The 16,211-nt window shown below is 69.6% G+C and carries 17 protein-coding genes and 2 pseudogenes; 12 read left to right on the plus strand and 7 right to left on the minus strand.

What is annotated here, in order from left to right; genetic code table 11:
- Nucleotide 1 precedes the first annotated feature (1 nt).
- Nucleotides 2-745, minus strand: coding sequence for an SDR family oxidoreductase (locus C1926_RS15645; RefSeq protein WP_079225234.1), 744 nt, complete (start codon nucleotides 743-745; stop codon nucleotides 2-4).
- A gap of 106 nt (nucleotides 746-851) precedes the next feature.
- On the opposite strand from C1926_RS15645, the gene C1926_RS15650 reads away from it, so the two are divergent.
- Nucleotides 852-1,745, plus strand: a complete 894-nt coding sequence (locus tag C1926_RS15650; protein ID WP_108759823.1) for a LysR family transcriptional regulator — start codon at nucleotides 852-854, stop codon at nucleotides 1,743-1,745.
- Between the two features lie 93 nt (nucleotides 1,746-1,838).
- Here C1926_RS15650 and C1926_RS15655 read toward each other — a convergent pair whose 3' ends face one another.
- Complete coding sequence (locus C1926_RS15655; protein ID WP_108759824.1) at nucleotides 1,839-2,783, minus strand: TIGR03571 family LLM class oxidoreductase; 945 nt, start codon at nucleotides 2,781-2,783, stop codon at nucleotides 1,839-1,841.
- A gap of 11 nt (nucleotides 2,784-2,794) precedes the next feature.
- Nucleotides 2,795-3,598, minus strand: coding sequence for a 2,5-didehydrogluconate reductase DkgB (dkgB, locus tag C1926_RS15660; protein WP_108759825.1), 804 nt, complete (start codon nucleotides 3,596-3,598; stop codon nucleotides 2,795-2,797).
- Between the two features lie 114 nt (nucleotides 3,599-3,712).
- Here dkgB and C1926_RS15665 point away from each other — a divergent pair, with 114 nt between their 5' ends.
- On the plus strand, nucleotides 3,713-4,615 hold the full coding sequence (locus tag C1926_RS15665; protein WP_108759826.1) for a LysR family transcriptional regulator: 903 nt from the start codon (nucleotides 3,713-3,715) through the stop codon (nucleotides 4,613-4,615).
- 13 nt (nucleotides 4,616-4,628) lie between these two features.
- Here C1926_RS15665 and C1926_RS15670 read toward each other — a convergent pair whose 3' ends face one another.
- The gene (locus C1926_RS15670; protein WP_108759827.1) at nucleotides 4,629-6,047 is read right to left on the minus strand and encodes an aldehyde dehydrogenase family protein; all 1,419 of its coding nucleotides are present in this window, start codon (nucleotides 6,045-6,047) and stop codon (nucleotides 4,629-4,631) included.
- Between the two features lie 117 nt (nucleotides 6,048-6,164).
- Between C1926_RS15670 and C1926_RS15675 the strand changes: the two genes are divergently transcribed.
- A complete protein-coding gene (locus C1926_RS15675; protein ID WP_108759828.1) occupies nucleotides 6,165-7,079 on the plus strand; it encodes a LysR family transcriptional regulator in 915 nt (304 codons plus the stop codon).
- 187 nt (nucleotides 7,080-7,266) lie between these two features.
- Here the strand turns inward: C1926_RS15675 and C1926_RS15680 are convergent, their stop codons facing one another.
- On the minus strand, nucleotides 7,267-7,743 hold the full coding sequence (locus tag C1926_RS15680) for a MerC domain-containing protein (protein WP_108759829.1): 477 nt from the start codon (nucleotides 7,741-7,743) through the stop codon (nucleotides 7,267-7,269).
- 32 nt (nucleotides 7,744-7,775) lie between these two features.
- Here C1926_RS15680 and C1926_RS15685 point away from each other — a divergent pair, with 32 nt between their 5' ends.
- The 8 genes from C1926_RS15685 (at nucleotide 7,776) to C1926_RS15720 (ending at nucleotide 14,485) form a co-directional block, all read left to right on the plus strand.
- Nucleotides 7,776-8,315: a DUF2796 domain-containing protein gene (locus C1926_RS15685; protein ID WP_108759830.1), complete on the plus strand. Its 540-nt coding sequence runs from the start codon at nucleotides 7,776-7,778 to the stop codon at nucleotides 8,313-8,315.
- Nucleotides 8,312-9,007: an ABC transporter ATP-binding protein gene (locus tag C1926_RS15690; RefSeq protein ID WP_108746778.1), complete on the plus strand. Its 696-nt coding sequence runs from the start codon at nucleotides 8,312-8,314 to the stop codon at nucleotides 9,005-9,007. The genes C1926_RS15685 and C1926_RS15690 overlap by 4 nt, the downstream gene beginning before the upstream one ends.
- The gene (locus C1926_RS15695; RefSeq protein WP_108759831.1) at nucleotides 9,000-10,253 is read left to right on the plus strand and encodes an ABC transporter permease; all 1,254 of its coding nucleotides are present in this window, start codon (nucleotides 9,000-9,002) and stop codon (nucleotides 10,251-10,253) included. The genes C1926_RS15690 and C1926_RS15695 overlap by 8 nt, the downstream gene beginning before the upstream one ends.
- Before the next feature lie 3 nt (nucleotides 10,254-10,256).
- A complete protein-coding gene (locus C1926_RS15700; RefSeq protein WP_108759832.1) occupies nucleotides 10,257-10,808 on the plus strand; it encodes a DUF3299 domain-containing protein in 552 nt (183 codons plus the stop codon).
- On the plus strand, nucleotides 10,798-11,457 hold the full coding sequence (locus C1926_RS15705) for a DUF3299 domain-containing protein (RefSeq protein ID WP_108759833.1): 660 nt from the start codon (nucleotides 10,798-10,800) through the stop codon (nucleotides 11,455-11,457). The genes C1926_RS15700 and C1926_RS15705 overlap by 11 nt, the downstream gene beginning before the upstream one ends.
- Nucleotides 11,457-12,203 (plus strand): hypothetical protein, encoded by a 747-nt coding sequence (locus tag C1926_RS15710; RefSeq protein WP_254057291.1) that lies wholly within the window; start codon nucleotides 11,457-11,459, stop codon nucleotides 12,201-12,203. The genes C1926_RS15705 and C1926_RS15710 overlap by 1 nt, the downstream gene beginning before the upstream one ends.
- A 195-nt stretch (nucleotides 12,204-12,398) precedes the next feature.
- Nucleotides 12,399-13,931 carry an MFS transporter gene (locus C1926_RS15715; protein WP_108759834.1) on the plus strand — a complete coding sequence of 511 codons (1,533 nt, stop codon included), beginning with the start codon at nucleotides 12,399-12,401 and terminating at the stop codon, nucleotides 13,929-13,931.
- Between the two features lie 5 nt (nucleotides 13,932-13,936).
- Nucleotides 13,937-14,485 (plus strand): TetR/AcrR family transcriptional regulator, encoded by a 549-nt coding sequence (locus C1926_RS15720; protein ID WP_108759835.1) that lies wholly within the window; start codon nucleotides 13,937-13,939, stop codon nucleotides 14,483-14,485.
- Nucleotides 14,486-14,610: 125 nt separating this feature from the next.
- On the opposite strand, the pseudogene C1926_RS15725 reads toward C1926_RS15720, so the two are convergent.
- A pseudogene (locus tag C1926_RS15725) lies at nucleotides 14,611-14,772 on the minus strand (helix-turn-helix domain-containing protein); the annotation flags it as partial.
- A gap of 4 nt (nucleotides 14,773-14,776) precedes the next feature.
- Between C1926_RS15725 and C1926_RS15730 the strand changes: the two are divergent.
- Nucleotides 14,777-15,259 (plus strand): annotated as a pseudogene (locus C1926_RS15730) (carboxymuconolactone decarboxylase family protein).
- Nucleotides 15,260-15,375: 116 nt separating this feature from the next.
- Here C1926_RS15730 and fdhD read toward each other — a convergent pair.
- Entirely contained in the window at nucleotides 15,376-16,209 is an 834-nt protein-coding gene (gene fdhD, locus C1926_RS15735; RefSeq protein WP_108759836.1) for a formate dehydrogenase accessory sulfurtransferase FdhD, read from the minus strand.
- Nucleotides 16,210-16,211: the final 2 nt, after the last annotated feature.

Below are 16,211 nucleotides of genomic sequence, written 5' to 3' on the forward strand. Positions count from 1 at the left end.
GTTACACCATCCCGCCGTTGGCGCGCAGTACCTGGCCGTTGATCCATCCGCCATCTGCGCCAGCCAGGAACGCCACCGCGCCTGCGATGTCTTCCGGCGTACCCAGTCGCTCGAGCGGATTCATCTTCGCAAGGCGATCAATCAGTTCCGGCGACTTGCCATCCAGGAACAGATCGGTGGCGGTCGGGCCCGGTGCCACCGCATTGACCGTGATGCCGCGCCCGCGCAGCTCTTTGCTGAGGATCGCACCGAGCGTCTCCACCGCTGCCTTGCTGGCCGCATAGACGCTGTAGTTCTCCAGCTTGATGCCGACCACGCTGGTGGACAGGGTGACGATGCGGCCGCCGTCGCGGACCCGTCGCGCGCTTTCGCGCAGAACGTTGAACGCGCCCTTCAGGTTGATGCCCATCACCCGCTCAAACAGTGCGTCGTCGCTGTCGGCCAGCGCGGCCAGCTGCAGGACGCCGGCACTGTTGACCACCACGTCGACGCCACCGAAGCGCGCCTCGATGGCATCGAACAGCTGGCGGACGGCCTGTGGGTCGGCGACGTCGGCCTGCAGTGCGATGGCCTGGCCCCCGGCGGCGGTCAGTTCGGCCGCCAGCGCTTCAGCGTCATCGCGTCGCCCGGCGTAGTTGATGGCCACGGCATGGCCATCGGCAGCCAGGCGACGCGAGATGGCCGCGCCGATACCGCGCGAGCCGCCCGTGACCAGGGCGACGGAAGGGGAGGAGGCAACGGTCATGTTCGGTTCCAGCAGGACACGCCCGATCGGCGCAGGGTCATCTTCGCGCAGTCGCGCATCCGGATAATCTGGCATGATCCGCCAACATCATCCGGCACACCGAACAATGGATCGCTTCACCGCCATGCGTGCCTTCGTCCGCATCGTCGAACGCCGCAGCTTCACCCGCGCGTCTGAAGACCTGGGTCTGCCACGGGCCACGGTGACCGATGCGATCAAGGCGCTGGAACAGCGCCTGGGCGTGCGCCTGCTGCACCGGACCACGCGGCTGGTGGTGCCGACCCTGGAAGGCGAGGCGTTCTACGGCCGCTGCCTGCGCCTGATCGCTGACATGGACGATGCCGAGGCCGCCTTCCGTGACGCGCCGCCACGCGGCCCGCTGCGCATCGAGGTACACGGCACGCTGGGCCGCCACCTGTTGTTTCCGCACCTGCCGGACTTCCTGCAGCGCTACCCGGAGATTGAACTGGATGTCAGCGAAGGCGACCGCTACGTGGACCTGCTGCGGGAAGGCGTGGACGCGGCGCTGCGGGTCGGCAGCCTGGCCGACAGCGATCTGGCCGCGCGAAGGCTGGCCTTGCTGCGCGAAGTCACGGTGGCCTCGCCTGGCTACCTGCAGGCCCGGGGCGTGCCGGGCAGCATCGATGCCCTGCAGGACGGCCACGAAATGGTCGGCTATCGATCCAGCGCCACCGGGCAGCTGATTCCGCTGGAATTCCAGCTCGGTGGGCAGGTCCGCTACCTGCCGCTGCCGGCACGGGTGCGCGTGTCCGGCGCGGATGCGTTTCTTGGCGCCGCGCTGGCGGGGCTGGGCATCATCCAGGCGCCTCGCTACCGCATGGATCCGTACATTGCGCGCGGGCAGCTGGTCGAGCTGCTGCCGGAGGCGCCGCCCACGCCCAGTCCGCTCAGCGTGGTCTACCCGCGCAACCGCACGCCGTCACCCCGCCTGCGGGTGTTCATCGACTGGGTGGCCGGGGTATTCGACCAGGACGGGTAGTGCCGGCCGCTGGCCGGCACCTCTGCCACGCGGGCGCAACGCAGTTGCCGGCCAGCGGCCGGCACTACCTGGCATCACTGGCCGGCGTCTGGCTCAGACAGCCATCGCAGGAGCGTGCGCCGCGAAGTGCGGCAGCACATGCTCGGCGATCTCGTGGAGGGTTTCGGCCAAGGGCCGTTCGTTGCGCCGGAACTGCAGCCCGATGTGGTCCACGCCAGCGGCTTGCATGGCCTGCAGTTCGGCCAGCAGGGCGTTGCGGCCGCCACGCAGGCCGAAGCGCCAGCGTTGCAACGGCGCGTCCGCCTGGGCCAGCAGGTCCAGGTGGATGAAGCTGGCATAGGGCTTGTCACCCGCGACCGCACGCCACGCCGCCACACGCTGCGCATGGTCCTGCGGCGTGCCGGGGTAGGCCAGGCAACCGTCCATGTGCTGGCCGATCCACGCCGGCTGCTGCTGGGCCAGGCCGGCCACGAACAGCGGCAGCGCCGGCCCGCCCGCGGGCAGTACGTCCAATCCCTGCGGCAGATGCGCGGCGCCGCCCTCGCGCAGCAGCGCGACCTGGTCGCGGAAGCGGCTGCCCCGGGTGTCGAAGTCACGACCGAACAGCGGGTACTCCACGGGCCGGTCGCCGCTGGCCACGCCCAGCAGCAGGCGGTCACCGCTGAGCTGCTGCACGCTGCGCGCCGACTTCAGGGTCAGCAGCGGCTCGCGGATCGGCAGGACCACCGCGCCGGTACCCAGCAGGATGTTGTCGGTGATGCCGGCCAGGTAGCCCAGGTAGGTGAACACCTCGAACACCTGCGCGGCATCGCCGAAGGCGGGGTCGTACACAGGCACGTCGCGCACCCACAGCGCGCGGAAGCCGAGGCGGTCGGCCAGCCGCGCGAGTTCGGCATGCCGCTGCAGGTCGGGTTCGCCGGGCAGGCGCCGCGCGGCGCGGCGCACCTGTTCGCCCAGCGGCGTCCAGTCATTGTCCAGGGGGGCTTCGATGCCGATGCTGAAGCCACCGGCACGCAGCCGCGTCAACGCACTGCCCATGTCGATGCGCCTCAGTCCCAGGCCGGGGCCAGGCCCGGCGGGTCGACCTCGCGGCCGTTGCGTTCCAGCGCGGCGATCGCGGCCATGTCCTCGGCCTCCAGATGCAGGTCCTGGGCGAGCAGGTTGCTGGCCAGGTTCTCGCGCTTGGTCGACGAGGGGATGACGGCGTAGCCCAGCTGCAGCGCCCAGGCCAGCGCAACCTGGGCCACCGTGGCCTGGTGCTTGTCGGCGATGCGGGCCAGCACCGGGTCTTTCAGCACCTTGCCGTAGGCCAGCGTCATGTACGAGGTCACGGTGATGCCCTGGTCCTTCAGGTACGCGGTCAGCGCCGGGCTCTGCAGGTACGGGCTCAGTTCGATCTGGTTGGTGGCGATCTGGCCGGCGCCGACGACCTCGATGGCCTGGCGGGTCAGCTCGATGTTGAAGTTGGAGACACCGATCTGCCGGGCCAGGCCCAGCGTCTTCGCTTCAGCCAGCGCGGTCATGTATTCGCGCAGCTCGACGGCGCTGCCGGGGGCGGGCCAGTGGATCAGCAGCAGGTCGACATGGTCGGTGCGCAGCTTGGCCAGGCTGTCGCGCAGGCTGGGGATCAGCGCGTCGGCGGCATGGTTGTCGACCCAGATCTTGGTGGTCAGGAACAGCTGCTCGCGCGGCACGCCGGATTCAGCGATGGCCTGGCCGACCTCGGCCTCGTTGCCGTAGATCTGCGCGGTGTCGATGGCGCGGTAGCCGACGTCGAGCGCGTTGCGCACCGAGTCGATGACGGTCTGGCCGGTCAGGCGGAAGGTGCCGACGCCAAAGGAAGGAATGCTCATGGATGGCTCCAGGCTGGAAGGGGAGCGGAGTGCTCCGACGGGGGCCAGTCTGGCGGCTTTACATTTGCCGATTAAGCCGTGTATACGGGAAACGCTTTTGCGCCGGAGTAAAGAATGAAGACCACCCTGGATGAGATGAAGGCCTTCGTGGCGGTGGTCGACAGCGGCTCGATCACCGCAGCGGCCGAGGCACTGGAGCTGACCATCTCGGCTACCAGCCGTACGCTGGCGCGGCTGGAGGACAAGCTGCAGACCACGCTGCTGCGGCGGACCACCCGGCGCCTTGAACTGACCGAAGAAGGCGCGGCCTTCCTCGAGTACGCGCGTACCATCCTGGCCACGGTGGACGAGGCCGAGGAACAGATGGCCGCCCGCCGCCTGCAGCCGGTGGGACGCCTGCGCGTGGATGCCGCCACGCCCTTCATGCTGCACGTGATCGTGCCGTTGCTAGCGGGCTTTCGCGAACGCTACCCGCAGGTCGAGCTGGAACTGAACTCCAACGAGGGCATCACCGACCTGATCGAAAAGCGCACCGATGTGGCGTTCCGCATCGGCGTGCTGCGTGATTCCACCCTGCACGCGCGGCCGATCGGCCACAGCCGCATCCGCGTGGTGGCCAGCCCGGACTACCTGCAGCGGCGGGGCACGCCCAGCCGCATCGCCCAGTTGCGCGACCATGATCTGCTGGGCTTCACCCAGCCCAGCTCGCTCAACGAATGGCCGCTGCGTGACGCCGACGGCGGCCCGTTCGTCATCCAGCCGGCCATCGCGTCGTCCAGTGGTGAAACGCTGCGGCAGATGGCGGTGGCCGGGCTGGGCATTGCCTGCCTATCCGACTTCCTCACCCGTGAGGATCGCCGCGCAGGGCGGCTGGTGCAGCTGTTCGCGCGGCAGACCCAGGACGTGCTGCAGCCGATCAACGCGGTCTACTACCGCAACACCGCCCTGGCGGCACGCATCACCTGTTTCGTGGACCATGTGACGCAGACGCTGGGGCAACGGCCGTTCGACGAGTGATGGCGTGCGTGGGTCAGCCAACCACCAGCGTCTGTGCCTCCAGGAACGCTTCCAGCCCCCACGCGCCACTCTCGCGGCCGATGCCCGACTGCTTCATGCCGCCGAAGGGGGCCATCGGCTCATGCCGCAGGGTATTCACCAGCACGCGGCCGGACTGGATCTGCCGCGCCACCGCCGTCGCCCGCGCTTCATCGCTGCCGATCACCAGCGCACTCAATCCGTAGGCGGTGTCGTTGGCGATGGCGACCGCCTCTTCCTCGTCGCGGTAGCCGATCACGCACAGCACCGGCCCGAAGATTTCCTCGCGCGCAATGGTCATGTCGTTGCGCACGCCGGTGAAAAGGGTAGGGCGCACGAACCAGCCCTTCTGCAGCCCCTCGGGGCGCCCTTCGCCACCGGCCAGCAGCCGCGCGCCTTCTGCGATGCCGGTCGTGATGTAGCCCTGCACGCGCTGCCACTGCCGTTCGCTGACCATCGGCCCAACCGTGGTCGCGGCATCGCGCGGGTCGCCACTGCGCACGGCCCGTACGGCAGCCGCGAGGGCATCCTCGAACGCCGAACGGCGCGATTCGGGCACCAGGATGCGGGTTCCCGCAATGCAGGCCTGGCCACTGTTGATGAAACCGGCCTGCACGGCCAGCGCTGCGGCCGCCTGCGGGTCGGCATCGTCGAGGATCACCGTGGGCGACTTGCCGCCCAGCTCGAGGGTGACACGCTTGAAGGTGTCCGCACTGGAGCGCAGGATCGCGCGGCCGGTGGCGGTGGACCCGGTGAAGGAGATCTTGGCCACGTCGGGCGATGCGCTGAGCACGGCGCCGACGTCCTGGCCCAGGCCGTTGACGATGTTGGCAACGCCGGCCGGCAGCTGCGCCGCGTGCAGCGCCTCCATCACCACCTGGGTCTGCAGCGCGGACATCTCGCTGGGCTTGACCACGGAGGTACAGCCGGCCGCCAGCGCGGTCGCAAGCTTGCCGCAGATGAAGGACGCATTGCTGTTCCAGGGCGTGATCAGGCCGGCCACGCCCACGGGCAGCAGATGCACCTGGGCCTGGCCGACGCTGCGCTGGAACGGGAAATCGGCCAGCACGCGCATCGCCTCGTCGATCACCTGCACGGGGTGCTCGACCATCCAGCGCGAACGTGCTGAGGGCGCACCGTACTCGGCCAGCACCGCCGCGTGCAGGGCATCCTGGCGCTCGGCCATCGCATCGCGGAAGCGGCCGAGCATGGCCAGGCGCTCGGCCACGCTGCGTGCGGCCTGTGCGGGAAGGGCCGCCTTGGCCGCGGCCACTGCACGTTCGGCATCGACCGCGTCGCCCAGCCGTACCGTGCCGATGACTGCTTCGGTGGCGGGGTTGTGCAGGTTGGCGTCGTGCTGGCCGTGGGACGCCACGAAAGCGCCGTTGATGAAATGCTGGTCGATGCGTTGCATGGCCGGTTCCTGGGGAGTGAGAGGGTGTGGGCAGAGTCTGGCGCTGCTCGACCGTGCGGGGAATCCGGTCTATCGTGGATAGCGTGTCCCGAGTTTCGGGATGATTGGAGGCGTGCCATGCATCGTTCCGGCCTGGTTGAACTTGATGCCGTGCTGGCCGTGGCCCGCCGCGGCAGCTTCCGTGCGGCTGCGCGCGAACTGGGCATGTCCACCTCGGCGCTGAGCCATGCCGTGGCGAACCTGGAGGCTCGCCTGCAGGTTCGTCTGTTCCACCGCACCACGCGCAGCGTGGCCCTGACCGAAGCCGGCGCACGCTACGTCGCGCGCATCGGCCCTGCGCTGGCCGAGATCCAGGCGGCGGCCGAAGAACTGCACGGCGATGCGCAGCACCCCAGTGGCGCGTTGCGCATCAGCGTGCCGCCGGAAAGCACGCGCATGCTGGCCGGGTTGGTGGCGGCCTTCGTGCAGCGCTACCCGCAGGTGCGGCTGGAGCTGTCCGCCGAGGCCCGGCTGGTGGACATCGTCGCCGATGGCTTCGATGCCGGCGTGCGCCTGCATGAGCAGGTGCCACAGGACATGGTGGCCTTGCCGCTTTATCGGCAGCAGCGCATGCGCGTGGTCGCGTCGCCTGCGTACCTGGCCGCGCACGGTACGCCGGATACGCCCGATGCGCTGGCCGGGCACGGCGCGATCCGCATGCGCCTGTCGCACGGCGGCGTGTATCGCTGGGAACTGGAGCACCGCGGCCAGGTGCTGCAGGTTGATCCACCGGCGCGCCTGGTGGTGGGTGAACTGCAGGCGGCTCGGGCGGCGGCGCTGGCCGGGGTTGGCCTGGCCTTCCTGTCCGAATGGCATATCCGCGATGACCTGGACAGCGGCGCGCTGGTGCCGGTGCTGGATGCCTGGTGCCCGCCGTTCCCCGGCCTGTACCTGTACTTCCCAGGCCACCGGCACCTGCCGCCGCCGTTGAAGGCCTTCGCCGACCTGCTGCGCGAACGCGATGCGCAGGGATTGGCCCCCGACGCCGTGTAGAGGCCAACCTTGGTTGGCCCGTTGGGAACGTCCACCAAGGTGGACGCCTACCGGGGGCGGTGCAGCGCCCCGCGTTGAAGGCCTTCGCCGACCTGCTGCGCGAACGCGATGCGCAGGGATTGGCCCCCGACGCCATGTAGAGGCCAACCTTGGTTGGCACGTTGGGAACGTCCACCAAGGTGGACGCCTACCGGGGGCGGTGCAGCGCCCGGCGGTTGCGGATATGCGCGGCGGCCAGCAGCACGCCGCCACAGGCGGTCGCCACGCCATGCCACACCAGCGATTCCTTCAGTGGCAGGTACAGCGAGGACGACAGCAGCGCGAACGCACCGCACGCGGCCAGGCGCGGCGGACCGGTCCGGCCATGCCGGCGCCAGCCGGAGGCGGTGCTCGCGGCTGCCACGCTGGATGCCACCAGGGCGAACACCCATTCCCAGCGTGACATCACCAGCAGCGCGGTCATCGCGCCGTGGGCCGGGTGCTGGAACGAACGCAGCGCCATCATCGCCGCAGGCACGAAGGCCAACAGCAGGGGCAGGGTGACGCAGTGCGCGGCGCAGGCCAGGGACAGCCAGGCGCCGGCCAGATCGAGACGGGGGTGCCAGCGTGCCGAAACAGGCGGCTGGGGCAGTGCCCTTGCGGGCGGTGTGGGGATGTGGTCCATAATGTTACATAGTAACAAAGTGAGGCTCCCCCATGAAGCGTTCTGTTTTGCTGTTCCTGTTGTTTGCCGCCCCCGCCGTGCATGCCCATGACGTTCGCCAGCTCGGTGCTCACGTGCATGGCCAGGCCACCGTCGACCTCGCCCTGGACCAGGGCAGGCTTGAGCTCGCCCTGCAGGCACCGGGCATCGGCATCCTCGATTTCGAACGGCCGCCGGCCAACGCGGGCGAACAGGCCGCGCTGGACTCGGCACTGGCTGCGTTGAAGCGCGCCGACTGGCTGACCCTGCCCAGCGCAGCGCAGTGCACGCCGCTGCACCGTGACGCGCACGCCGACGGATTCGCTGCCGCAGCAGCGACGCCGGCCACAGCAGCGGGCAAGCATGCGCACGCAGGCTTCACTGCCGAGCTGAGCTACCAGTGCGCCAACCCCGCTGCATTGCGCGTGCTGGTGCTGTCGCTGCCCAAGGCCTTCCCGAACCTGCACGAGGTCATCGTCAACACGGCCACCCCGGCCGGCCAGGGCCGCACCGTGCTGAGCGCCGACAACCTGCGCGTGGTGCTGGCGCCATGACGTCCGCCGCGGTGATCGCACTGGACCAGGTGCGTTTCAGCTACGGCGGGCGCGCCGTGCTGGATATTCCGCAGCTGCAGATTGCCCCGGGCAGCAGTGTGCTGCTGCGGGGTGCCAGCGGTTCGGGCAAGAGCACACTGCTGGGCCTGCTGGCGGGCGTGCTGACGCCGGAGCAGGGCGAGGTGAGGGTCGCCGGTACGCCGCTGCACGCACTCAGGCCGTCGGCCCGCGACCGTTTCCGTGCCGATCAGCTGGGCGTGATCTTTCAGCAGTTCAACCTGCTGCCGTTCCTCAGCGTGCGCGACAACATCGCGCTGGGGCTGCGCTTCTCGCCGCTGCGCAGCGGGCGGGTGGGCCGGCCGGTCGATGATGAGATCAAGCGCCTGCTGCAGGCCCTGCAGCTGCCGCCGGACCTGCTGCTGCGCCGGGCCGGCACGCTCAGCGTGGGCCAGCAGCAGCGGGTGGCCGCCGCGCGTGCGCTGATCGGCCGCCCTGCGGTGCTGCTGGCCGATGAGCCGACCTCGGCCCTCGACCGTGGCGCCGCCACCGCCTTCCTGCAACTCATGGCGGCGCAATGTGCAGCCGCCGGCACCACGGCGGTAGTGGTCAGCCATGACGACAGCCTGCAGCCGCTGTTCGACCGCGTGGTGCAACTGCAGGACATCAACCACGCCGGAGCCGTCCATGCTTGAACTTGCCTGGGCCAGCCTGCGCAGCCGTGCGCTGAGCGTGGCCCTTACCGTCCTGGTCATCACCCTCAGCGTGACGCTGCTGCTGGGCGTGGAGCGCGTCCGCGTGCAGGCCCACGAGGGGTTTGCCAGCACCGTTTCCGGCACCGATCTGATTGTCGGCGCGCGCTCGGGGCCGGTGAACCTGCTGCTGTATTCGGTGTTCCACATCGGCGACCCGACCAACAACGTGTCCTGGCAGTCCTACCAGGAACTGTCCACGCTGCCGCAGGTGAAGTGGGCGGTGCCGCTGTCGCTGGGTGATTCCTGGCGTGGCTACCGGGTCATCGGCACGACCGCCGGCTACTTCCAGCATTACCGCTACGGGGCCGGGCACCCGCTCGCCTTCGCCGAAGGCACGCCGTTCGATGATCTCTATGATGCGGTCATCGGCGCCGACGTCGCCCGCGCGCAGGGCGTACGGGTGGGCGATGAAATGATCCTGGCACATGGCACTGCCGCGGTGACCCTGGCCAGGCATGCCGACAAGCCGTTCCGCATCCGCGGCGTGCTGCAGCGTACCGGCACGCCGGTGGATTCTTCGGTGCTGGTGTCGTTGCCGGCGATCGAGGCCATCCACGTGGACTGGCGCTCGGGCGTGCAGCTGCGCGGGCACGCGGTGAGCGCCGAGGAGGCACGGCACCTGGACCTGACGCCGACCAGCATCACCGCCTTCATGCTCGGCCTCAACTCGCGCATTGCCACGTTCTCGGTACAGCGCGCCATCAATGACTATCCCGATGAGGCCCTGCTGGCGATCCTGCCCGGTGTCACCCTGCAGCAGTTGTGGCAGTCGCTCGGGACCGCCGAGCGGGCGCTGCAGCTGATCAGCGCGATGGTGGTGCTGCTGGGCCTGGTCTCGCTGGTGGCGCTGCTGGTGTCGACCCTGCAGGAGCGCCGCCGCGAAATGGCCGTGCTGCGCGCCACCGGTGCACGGCCGCGCTACATCGCCAGCCTGCTGGTGCTGGAAGCGGTGGCGACCAGTGGCATGGCCTGCGTGCTGGCGCTGGCCGTGCTGGTCAGCGCCAGCCTGGCCGGGCGTGGCTGGGCGCTGGCGAATTTCGGGCTGTCGATCACCCATGTCTGGCCGGATCTGCGCGAGCTGGCCTGGGTGGGTGGGGTGCTGCTGCTGAGTACATTGGCCGGTCTGGTGCCGGCGCTGCTGGCCTACCGCCGCACCGTGGCCGACGGCCTCTCGGCGGGGGGCTGAACCATGCGCACCTGGATCGCCCTTGCGTTGATGCTGGTGCTGGCCGGCTGCGAGCGGCCGGTGGATACCGGTGTGCAGGCCCTGCCACCTGCGCCGGTGCAGGAGGGCACGGCGACCGCTGCCGTCGCCGAGCAGGAACTGGACTGGCTGCAGATGATGCCTGCCGATGAGCTGGCCGCGCTGGAGCGTGGCGATGGCCCGGAGGTGAAGCACAGCGGTAACCGGCGCATGGCCCAGTTCGGCACCTTCCGCACGGTGGATGCGGTGCTGGACCGCGTCGTGCGCCTGCCCGGCTACGTGGTGCCGCTGGCCAATGCCGCCGACGGACGCCTGTCCGAGTTCCTGTTCGTGCCGTACTACGGCGCCTGCATCCACGTGCCGCCGCCGCCACCGAACCAGATCGTGCACGTGCGGCTGTCGCGCCCGATCGACATGCCGGACATGTATTCGCCGTTCTTCCTGGCCGGCACCCTGCGCGGCGAACGCGTGGACGATGATCTGGCCGGTTCGGCCTACACCATGGTTGACCCGCAGTTGAGGCCCTATGAACCGTAATGCCTGCGTGCTGGTGGTGATGCTGCTGGCTGCCTGCAGCCGGCCCGGTGGGGATGTGCCTGCCGCGGCGGCAGAAACTCCTGTGGCCACGACGCGGCCGGAGGCAGCAGCCACGGCGGACACGGCCGCGCCCAGCGATGCCGCGATCACCGCGTGGAGCGACCTGATGCCCGAGGACGACGCCTTCCTGCGCCCGCCGCCGCAGATCGGCATCGACCGCAGCGGTGGCATGGGGGCGATGTCCGGCATCGGTGGGCTGATCGATGACACGGGTTCGGGCACGCCGCCGGGCGCGGCCATCGACCATTCCAGCCCCGACCGCGCCCAGCAGTTCGGCTCGGCCGCCGTGGTCGATGGCGTGGACGGTCGCGCGGTCGACCTGGATGGCTACGTGGTGCCGCTGGCCATGGACGATGCCGGTGCCGTGAACGAACTGCTGTTCGTGCCGTTCTACGGTGCCTGCATCCATGTGCCGCCACCGCCGCCGAACCAGATCATCCACGTGACCCTGGAACGGCCCATCGCACTGGGCAACCTGTGGGATGCCTATCGGCTGTCGGGCCACCTGCGCATCAAGCGTTTCGAGGCCGACATCGCAAGTGCGTCCTATGACGCGGACGCGGCCACGCTGACGGCGATCGACCGTTGATGCCGCGTGCGCGCTGGCTGTGCATCGGCGCAGCCCTGCTGCTTGGCGCTGCGCTGCTGGTCTGGCAGCGGTGGACGCCGCAGGTGCGGCCGCCGCCAGTGGCGTTCCCTGCGCCCATTCCCGCGCTGCAGGCCGACATCGAACGGCACCTGCTCGAGGATCGCGCCTTTCGTGATGACGTGGTGTTCCTGCTGGTGGCCACCGTGCGTGACCGGTGTGTACCGGCCGAGGCGGGCGTGCTGGCGCGCATGGCCAACCGCGCGGCGCTGCCGGTGCTGGGTGCGATCAGTGCGGTGACCGCGCAGGACCGCCGGCTCGACCGGCCGATCTACCAGTACATCCAGCATCGCGCCGACAGCACGGCCTGCGGCGAGCCGCTGCAGCTGCCGGACGCAGGCCCAGAGCGCCTGCAGGTGGATGTCGAGCAGTACGCGCGCAGCTTCCCCGACAGTTACTACGATCCCACGCACAGCAGCCCGCCGCGCGACTTCGCCGGCCACAGCCTGGTCGAGCGCGCCGGCGATGCCTGCAACAGCGTGGTGTATTCAGTGCTGCCACTGGGGCCGGGCGACTGGCGCTGCAGCATGCTGCGTGCCACGGCGCGCCGCCATGTGCGCGAACTCTGCGAAGGCGAACTGCAGCGGCAGCATGGCAGCACCGGCGGCGAACTCGACATGGCCGTGGGGCAGGGCATGCAGGGCGCGGTGGTGGCGACCATCGCCGCGTTGCCGGAAGGCTGCCGGTGACCGGGTTTGTAGAGGCGAGCTTGCTCGACTGCCGTCGCGTCAGTAGAGCCGGGCCATGCTCGGCTGCTCCAGAACAGTCGAGCATGGCTCGACTCTACAGAGTCGAAAGCTGAACCACGCCATCGTTCGCGCTGATAACTATACAGGACGTCCTGTATAGTTACGAACCTCAACCCGTTCCTGCAGGTCTGTTCCATGGCGCTTTCCCAGCCCCTGGCCGGTGCTCCGGCCCTGTCCCGTGCCCGTCGCTGGGCGCTGCTGTTCACCGTGGCTGCCGGCCTGCTGCTGGTCACGCTGGACAACTCGGTGCTGTACACCGCGCTGCCCACCCTGACCGAGGAGCTGTCCGCCAGCGCCGGGCAGGCGCTGTGGATCATCAACGCCTACCCGCTGGTGATGGCCGGCCTGCTGCTGGGCGCAGGTACCCTGGGTGACCGGTTGGGCCACCGCCGGATGTTCCTGATCGGCCTGGTCGTGTTCGGTATCGCCTCGCTGGCGGCCGCGTTCTCGGCCACGCCCGCGCAGTTGATCGCGGCGCGTGCCTTCCTGGCCGTCGGTGCGGCGGCCATGATGCCGGCCACCCTGGCCCTGATCGGCCTCAGCTTCCACGAGGAGCGCGAACGCAACATCGCCATCGCCCTCTGGGGTTCGGTGGCCATCGTTGGCGCAGCGCTCGGCCCGATCATCGGCGGCCTGCTGCTGCAGCATTTCTGGTGGGGTTCGGTGTTCCTGATCAACGTGCCGGTGGTGGTGGTGGCGTTCATTGCGACCCTGCTGCTGGCGCCGGAAGGCCAGCGCGACACCTCGCGCCCCTGGGACATGCCGTCCTCGCTGCTGGCGCTGGCGGCACTGTCCGGGCTGGTACTGGCCATCAAGTCGCTGATCGCCACACCGCCCTCGTATGCCCTGGGTGCGGGTGCACTGCTGCTGGCGGGTGTCAGCGGCGCTGCGTTCGCGCGTCGCCAGCAGCGCCTTGCCTATCCGCTGCTGGATTTCGCCATCTTCCGCAATCCCGCCTTTCTCGCCGGCACGCTGTCGGCGGTGTTCACCCTGTTCGCGCTGGCGGGCCTGCAGCTGGTCACCACGCAGCGCTTCCAGCTGGTGGCCGGCTTCAGCCCGCTGCAGGCCGGCCTGCTGGTTTCGGTCGCGGCGTTGGGCAGCCTGCCCAGTGCGCTCCTGGGTGGCAGCATCCTGCACCGTGTCGGCCTGCGTCCGCTGATCTGTGGCGGCCTGGCGACCGGCGCGGTGGGTGTCGCCGTGGTGGCGTTCGGTTTCCCGCATGGCGTGGGCTGGGTGGTGGCGGGCATGGCGCTGACCGGCGTGGGCATGGGCGCGGCGATCTCGGTGGCGTCCACCGCCATCCTCAACAACGTGCCGGCACACCGCGCCGGCATGGCGTCGTCGGTGGAAGAAGTCTCCTATGAATTCGGCGGCCTGCTGGCAGTGGCGCTGCTGGGCAGCCTGGGGGCGGCGATGTATGGCGCGTTCCTGCCCGATGCGGCGGACATGCCCGCGGCGGCGCGCGAAGGCTTCACCCAGGCACTGCACCTGGCGCGCGAAGGCCGGCAGGGGGCGTGGTTCGCGCAGGCGGTGGCCGCCTATGACCGCGGCTACCAGATCGTGCTGCTGGTCATCATGGCGGTGCTCGCCGCAGGTGCCGCGGTGCTGGCGCGCCTGCTGCGCGGGCGCGTCGGTGGCCGCGACGGCGCAGGCGATCGCGTAAAGTAACGGCGATGAGAACCAGCAAGCGCGACCGCATCCTCGACGCCGCCGTGAGCGTCATCAACCGTGACGGTCTCGGCGCGGTCACCTTTGAATCGGTGGCGGCCGAAGCGCAGCTGACCCGCGGCGGCCTGCTGTACCACTTCCCCTCGCGCGAAGCGCTGCTGCGCGGCATCGACGAACACCTGGTAAAGGCCTGGGAGGCGTCGATGGAGGCGTTGCTCGGCAAGCGCGCCGACGACGCGACGGCGCTGGAGCGGTACCAGACCTTCGTGCGGGTGTCGGCACAGAGCGCCACCCGTGCCGAGTTGATGTTCATGCTCGAATCGATGGACCCGGACGCCGGCGAACGCCCCTGGGGCCCGGTGGTGAAGCGCTGGGCGCCATCGCCGCCGGCCAGGGCGGTGGCGGACCCGGCGGCGCTGGATGATTTCGTGGCACGGCTGGCCGCCGATGGTCTGTGGATCTACGAGGCGATGTACGAAGGCCAGCTGGATGCCGAGGTGCGTACGCAGCTGACCGAGCGGATTGCCGGGTTGTTGTCGGCCGGCAAGGCGTAACGCCGTTGTAGAGTCGAGCCATGCTCGACTGGCTCTTGTAGAGTCGAGCCATGCTCGACTGCCTTTTGCCGAAACAGTCGAGCATGGCTCGACTCTACATAAGCGGTCGTCGAGCAAGCTCGACGCTACGGGGCCGCGGCCTGCGCCAGCCACGCCCGCGGCGAGACGCCCATCCGCTTGCGGAAGGCCTTGGACAGCGAGGCGGTATCGGCAAAGCCGACGTCCACCGCGACCTGCTTCACCGGCGCGCCCGCCCGCAGCTGCGCGCAGGCCAGGCTCAACCGCCAGGCCCTGCTGGGCCAGGTACACGCCGCCTTCGGCGCCACTCCGGCCATGTTCCGCGCCGTTGCCAACTAGCCGGCGGCGCTGGCCAGCATGTGGGGCTCGTTCGGCGCCCTTGGCGGCGGCCGCCTGTCGCCGCTGCTGGGTGAGCAGATCGCTGTCGCCATCGCCAACCGCAATGCCTGCGAGTACTGCCTGGCCGCGCACACCGTGCTGGGCCGCAAGGCCGGTGCCAGCGGCGAGCAGATGGCCGCCGCCCAGGTTGGCCAGTCCAGCGACCCGGCCACGGCCGCCGCGCTTACATTCGTCCTGAAGGTGGTGGAGAACCGGGCGCAGATCAGCGACGCCGATGTGCAGGCACTACGTGATGCCGGTTTCGATGATGAGCTGATCGTCGAGATCCTCGCCCACGTCGCCCTCAACCTGTTCACCAACTACGTCAACGTGGCGTTCGACGTGCCGGTTGATTTCCCGAAGATCGCGCTGCGCTGAGGCCTGCGCGGGCAACCAGGCAAGACCGACGGGTAGAGTCGACTGTCAGTCGACTATCGCGCGAAGCGCGGGGTTTTCGGGCGGTCCGTGGAAGAGCAGTCGACTGACAGTCGACTCTACCCTGCCTGCAACCGCTCGGGGTGGGTATACACATTGAATCCACCCTCGCGCGCGAATCCCACCAGGCAGAGGCCGGCGCTGCGGGCCAGGTCGATGGCGAGTGCCGTGGGCGCCGACACCGCCGCCAGCACGCTCGCGCCGGCGCGCGCCGCCTTGCTGACCATTTCGTAACTTGCCCGGCTGGAAATCACCAGCAGGCCACCCTCGCTGCCATGCTCGTTGTGGTGCAGTGCCCCGATCAGCTTGTCCAGGGCGTTGTGGCGGCCGACATCCTCACGCACCCAGCCGATGCGACCACGGGCATCGGCCCAGGCGGCGGCATGGGTGGAACCGCTGGCAACATTCATCGGCTGGTGCTGCGCCAGCGCAGCCAGTGCGCGCTGCAGCGCCACGGGCGAATAGCTGCGGCGATCACGTATCGGTGGCAGGGGCCGCAGGACGTCCTCCAACTGCCGCGTGCCGCACAAACCGCAGCCGCCCCGGCCCGGCAGCAGGCGCCCGTTGGCCGGGTCCAGCGCTGCACCGGGCGCGTCCTCGGCCACGGTCATCTTCAGCTCGATGCCTTCCAGCTGCGGCTGCACGTCGATCGACAGCACCTGCTGCGGCCGCGTGACCAGGCCTTCGCTGAGCGAGAAGCCCAGGGCGAAATCCTCCAGGTCGCAGGGCGTGGCCATCATCACCGCGAAGGCGGTGCCGTTGTAGCGCATCGCCACCGGTACTTCTTCGGCGATGAGGTCGACCCGTTCGTCCTGCTCCGTTTCCCGCCAGCGCTGCAAGGTGCGCAGCGCGGTACCGGCCGGCGGTGGGGAAAGCGGTGTCGGTGCGGGCATGC

The sequence above is a fragment of the Stenotrophomonas sp. ZAC14A_NAIMI4_1 genome (assembly GCF_003086915.1).
In the GTDB taxonomy this organism is placed as follows: domain Bacteria; phylum Pseudomonadota; class Gammaproteobacteria; order Xanthomonadales; family Xanthomonadaceae; genus Stenotrophomonas.

Coding starts and splice junctions, on each gene's coding strand:
- C1926_RS15645 (WP_079225234.1), bottom strand. CDS start 745: ATGACCGTTGCCTCCTCCCCTTCCGTCGCCCTGGTCACGGGCGGCTCG.
- C1926_RS15650 (WP_108759823.1), top strand. CDS start 852: ATGGATCGCTTCACCGCCATGCGTGCCTTCGTCCGCATCGTCGAACGC.
- C1926_RS15655 (WP_108759824.1), bottom strand. CDS start 2,783: ATGGGCAGTGCGTTGACGCGGCTGCGTGCCGGTGGCTTCAGCATCGGC.
- dkgB (WP_108759825.1), bottom strand. CDS start 3,598: ATGAGCATTCCTTCCTTTGGCGTCGGCACCTTCCGCCTGACCGGCCAG.
- C1926_RS15665 (WP_108759826.1), top strand. CDS start 3,713: ATGAAGACCACCCTGGATGAGATGAAGGCCTTCGTGGCGGTGGTCGAC.
- C1926_RS15670 (WP_108759827.1), bottom strand. CDS start 6,047: ATGCAACGCATCGACCAGCATTTCATCAACGGCGCTTTCGTGGCGTCC.
- C1926_RS15675 (WP_108759828.1), top strand. CDS start 6,165: ATGCATCGTTCCGGCCTGGTTGAACTTGATGCCGTGCTGGCCGTGGCC.
- C1926_RS15680 (WP_108759829.1), bottom strand. CDS start 7,743: ATGGACCACATCCCCACACCGCCCGCAAGGGCACTGCCCCAGCCGCCT.
- C1926_RS15685 (WP_108759830.1), top strand. CDS start 7,776: ATGAAGCGTTCTGTTTTGCTGTTCCTGTTGTTTGCCGCCCCCGCCGTG.
- C1926_RS15690 (WP_108746778.1), top strand. CDS start 8,312: ATGACGTCCGCCGCGGTGATCGCACTGGACCAGGTGCGTTTCAGCTAC.
- C1926_RS15695 (WP_108759831.1), top strand. CDS start 9,000: ATGCTTGAACTTGCCTGGGCCAGCCTGCGCAGCCGTGCGCTGAGCGTG.
- C1926_RS15700 (WP_108759832.1), top strand. CDS start 10,257: ATGCGCACCTGGATCGCCCTTGCGTTGATGCTGGTGCTGGCCGGCTGC.
- C1926_RS15705 (WP_108759833.1), top strand. CDS start 10,798: ATGAACCGTAATGCCTGCGTGCTGGTGGTGATGCTGCTGGCTGCCTGC.
- C1926_RS15710 (WP_254057291.1), top strand. CDS start 11,457: ATGCCGCGTGCGCGCTGGCTGTGCATCGGCGCAGCCCTGCTGCTTGGC.
- C1926_RS15715 (WP_108759834.1), top strand. CDS start 12,399: ATGGCGCTTTCCCAGCCCCTGGCCGGTGCTCCGGCCCTGTCCCGTGCC.
- C1926_RS15720 (WP_108759835.1), top strand. CDS start 13,937: ATGAGAACCAGCAAGCGCGACCGCATCCTCGACGCCGCCGTGAGCGTC.
- fdhD (WP_108759836.1), bottom strand. CDS start 16,209: ATGCCCGCACCGACACCGCTTTCCCCACCGCCGGCCGGTACCGCGCTG.